At 44.9% G+C, this 2,653-nt stretch carries 1 protein-coding gene and 1 pseudogene; both read left to right on the top strand.

Translation table 11 applies throughout. From position 1 onward, the window contains the following. Nucleotides 1–403: 403 nt before the first annotated feature. Nucleotides 404–1,633, top strand: a complete 1,230-nt coding sequence (locus F6K49_RS40320; RefSeq protein ID WP_293066649.1) for a transposase — start codon at nucleotides 404–406, stop codon at nucleotides 1,631–1,633. Between the two features lie 31 nt (nucleotides 1,634–1,664). Beyond that, a pseudogene (locus tag F6K49_RS40325) lies at nucleotides 1,665–2,653 on the top strand (hypothetical protein); the annotation flags it as partial.

A 2,653-nucleotide genomic window follows, 5' to 3' on the forward strand; every position in this document is an offset into this window, starting at 1 on the left:
TCAGTTCAGTTTATCAGCAGGTGTGGCAAGTGCTGCATCGACATCAGTTGTTGGAAAATGCCTATGTGGTAGAACGAGCAACTCTACCGGAGCAGGTGATTTATCGTAATTTATGCGATCGCCCTAATCTGGCATTACCCTATTTTTCTCTGCTAATTGTTAAGGTAAACCAATAGATAGCAAACCAATAGATAGCAATGTTTCAGCCATCGATGTAGTTGTTATAGCTAGCCCCAGCACGATCGCTCTTATAAAATTCTAAACGCTGAAAACCCCGTGTCTTTAGACCGGGGATGAAAGCGAATAGCGGCTTGACGCGCCGTGAGAAAAATATTCCTAAATAATCCGAAAGTTTAGTCTGGGTGTTGTAAAATAAAGTAAAGGAAAGTTGAGGTCGAAACTGGTGATCGTTTTAGAATTCAAGGCAAAGGGGAAAAGGCATCAATACTCCGCTATTGATGAGGCAATCCGGACAGTTAAGTTCATACGCAACAGCTGTCTCAGGTACTGGATGGACAACAAAGGGGCTAATAAATTCGACCTCAACAAATACAGCGCCGTCCTTGCCAAAAACTTTCCTTTTGCCAATGAGTTGAACTCTACTGCTCGGCAATCTAGTGCTGAGAGAGCATGGTCATCAATCGTTCGTTTCTTTGACAACTGCAAGAAAAAAGTACCCGGAAAGAAAGGTTTTCCTAAGTTCCAAAAAAACTGTCGCTCAGTGGAGTACAAACAGTCTGGGTGGCAGTTTTCCCCTGACAAGAAGTCAATTACGTTTAGTGATAAAAAGGGGATTGGAAAGCTCAAGTTGAAGGGAACGTGGGAATTGTGGCGTTTTGATAAGAAGCAAATAAAGCGAGTTCGGATAGTCCGCCGGGCTGATGGCTACTATGTCCAGTTTTGTGTTTCAGCTGATATTAAAGAAGAATTAGATCCGACTGGTACAGCCATTGGGTTAGATGTCGGGCTAAAAGACTTCTATACTGATTCCACTGGAAAGACTGAACCCAATCCTCGTTTTTACAGAACAGTAGAAAAACGTCTTAAATTCCATCAACGCCGGGTTTCTCGAAAAAAGAAAGGCTCTGCTAACCGGAAGAAAGCTATTAATAGGCTAGGTAGGACACACCTTAAGATAAGTAGGCAGCGTGAAGAACATGCCAAGAGACTGGCTCGTTGCGTAATCCGGTCTAACGACCTGGTCGCCTACGAAGACTTGAGAGTTAAAAATCTAGTAAAAAATCCTTGTCTTGCCAAATCTATTAATGACGCAGGTTGGTATCAATTCAGGAAATGGATGGAACATTTTGGAACTAAATTTGGAAAAGTAACTGTCGCAGTTAATCCCGCCTATACTAGCCAAAACTGTTCCGGATGCGGCGAAATAGTTAAAAAGTCTCTATCGACTAGGACTCACATCTGTAAGTGTGGATGTCAGCTAGATAGGGATCACAACGCCGCAATCAACATCCTTAAAAGAGCTTTGAGTACGGTGGGGCACACCGGAACTTGGGTCACAGACCTAAACGCTTTAGGAGATTTGGCCTCTACTGTTCTTGGTTCCGGCCAGGTTCAGCAAGTCGAGTCGTTGATTAAAGAATCCCCGCGTCTAATGACCGGGGAGTGTCAATAGCAACTATGGAAATACGTCAAGAATAACTGCCATGTCTGATGCTTCTTTAATTAAAAACATCCCAGAAATGCTGAGTCACCCCCTAGTGATTTCTATTACCGCTTCTCTGGGGGTTCATATGCTAATCGTACCGATATTAGGTGATTTGTTGAAGAATCAAAAGCCTAAGGGAGACTCAATGGTGCAAGTGTTGGAGTTAAGCCCTCAACAACTGAGCCGTGTGCCCAAGTCTGCTGCACCACCACTGACCCTGCCAGCTCTACCTAATGCCAAGACTCCGGCAAAGCCCTCCATCCCTTCGTTATTTAATCCTTTCCCACCCCCTCCACCACCGCTACCTTCAATACCTCCTCTCAAGCCCCTGAAAAAAATTCCCACACCCCCACCTCTGAGATCCCTACCGATAAAACCCTTACCCACAATTGGTAAGTATCCTTTACCACTGCTAAATCGCAAAAGACCAATTATCACCAGAGGGTCTTTCCCGATCCAGCTACCACCAAAACCCAGGACACCACTACCAGCCCCACCACCGCGACCTCAGTTCAAATTCGATACAGAGTCTTTGAATCCAGGTTCCTTCCAGACCGGTTCCTTGCCAGTATTTGGGAATTCTAGCAACCAGATTCCTGACCCATTAGAGGTTCCTAACCAACAGCCACCGGTATCGGTTACTCCACCTCCTCCACCACCACAATTTTCCATCACCCCTCCTCCTTCTGAGCCTACTAAACCAGTACCTTCTAGTGCTGTTGCGATCGCACGACAACGTGAGCAAAATTTAGTAGCTCAAGTGCGGATGCGGCGGAAGCAACTGAAAAAAGATGTAACCAATACCACTGATGAGGAAGCTAGGAAAAACCTGGTAGAATGGATGGCTTTGGTAAAGGATACCTTACCCAAAAAGGAAGTCATACCAGAAGCAATAACAGTTAGTGCTACTTATCCGAAAGACGCTTGTATTAAGAAACTAGAAGGCACAACAGTCTTCGGAATTTTAGTAGGTGCTGATGGTGAAGT

The sequence above is a fragment of the Moorena sp. SIO3I6 genome (genome assembly GCF_010672095.1).